This window comes from Pandoraea captiosa, assembly GCF_902459775.1.
GTDB lineage: Bacteria > Pseudomonadota > Gammaproteobacteria > Burkholderiales > Burkholderiaceae > Pandoraea > Pandoraea captiosa.
The window spans coordinates 1-977 of sequence record NZ_CABPSQ010000033.1; the positions used below are offsets into that span (position 1 = coordinate 1).

The 977-nt window shown below is 63.6% G+C and carries 1 protein-coding gene and 1 pseudogene; both read left to right on the forward strand.

Annotation, left to right across the window (positions count from 1 at the left end; genetic code table 11):
• Window positions 1-147, forward strand: a pseudogene (locus PCA31118_RS26885) (branched-chain amino acid ABC transporter permease); the annotation flags it as partial.
• Between the two features lie 18 nt (window positions 148-165).
• Window positions 166-977: branched-chain amino acid ABC transporter permease (locus PCA31118_RS26890; RefSeq protein ID WP_150627971.1), on the forward strand; the 812-nt coding region annotated here is incomplete at its 3' end.

Consider the following 977-nt stretch of genomic DNA (forward strand, 5'->3'; position numbering starts at 1 on the left):
CTCGGCGCCATTCTCGTGGGCCTGCTGGAGTCGTACTCGTCGTTCTGGGCGAGTGCGTACAAGGAGGTCATCGTCTTCACGCTGATCCTTCCGGTGCTGCTGTGGCTCTCGCTCACAAGCAAGCACGTGGAAGAAGACGAGGAATAAGCCGGGGCGGACCACAGAATGAAAAACAAATACTTCCTGATTTTCCTGGTGCTGCTGGCCGTTTTGCCGGTCTTGCCCGCACCGGTGCGTTTGCCCGAATACTGGGTGACGCTGCTCAACTACATCGGCCTGTACAGCATCGTGGCCATCGGCCTGGTGCTGCTCACCGGCGTGGCCGGCATGACGTCGTTCGGACAGGCGGCGTTCGTGGGGCTGGGCGCTTACGCGACGGCCTACCTGACGACGGCTTACGGCGCGTCGCCGTGGCTCGGTCTGATCGTGGGCGTGGCGATCACCGCGGGTGCTGCGCTCATCATCGGCGCGATCACGATGCGTCTGTCGGGCCACTTCCTGCCGCTGGGCACCATCGCGTGGGGGCTGGCGCTGTACTACCTGTTCGGCAACCTTGAGTTCCTGGGTAAGTACGACGGCCTGAACGACATCCCGACCATCAACCTGTTCGGCCTGGAGCTGGCGAGCGGGCGTCAGATGTACTACCTGATCTGGATCGTGGTGGTGCTGGCGGTGGTGTCGATCAAGAACCTGCTGGATTCGCGTCCGGGCCGTGCCATTCGCGCGCTCAAGGGCGGTGGCGTGATGGCGGAAGCCATGGGCGTGAACACGGCGTGGATGAAGGTGGTCGTGTTCGTCTATGCCGCAGTGCTCGCGGCGATCTCGGGCTGGTTGTACGCGCACTTGCAGCGCGCGGTGAACCCCACGCCGTTCAACCTGAACCACGGCATCGAATACCTGTTCATGGCGGTCGTCGGTGGCGTCTCGCACGTGTGGGGCGCGGTGCTGGGCGCGGCGATTCTCACGGTGCTCAAGGA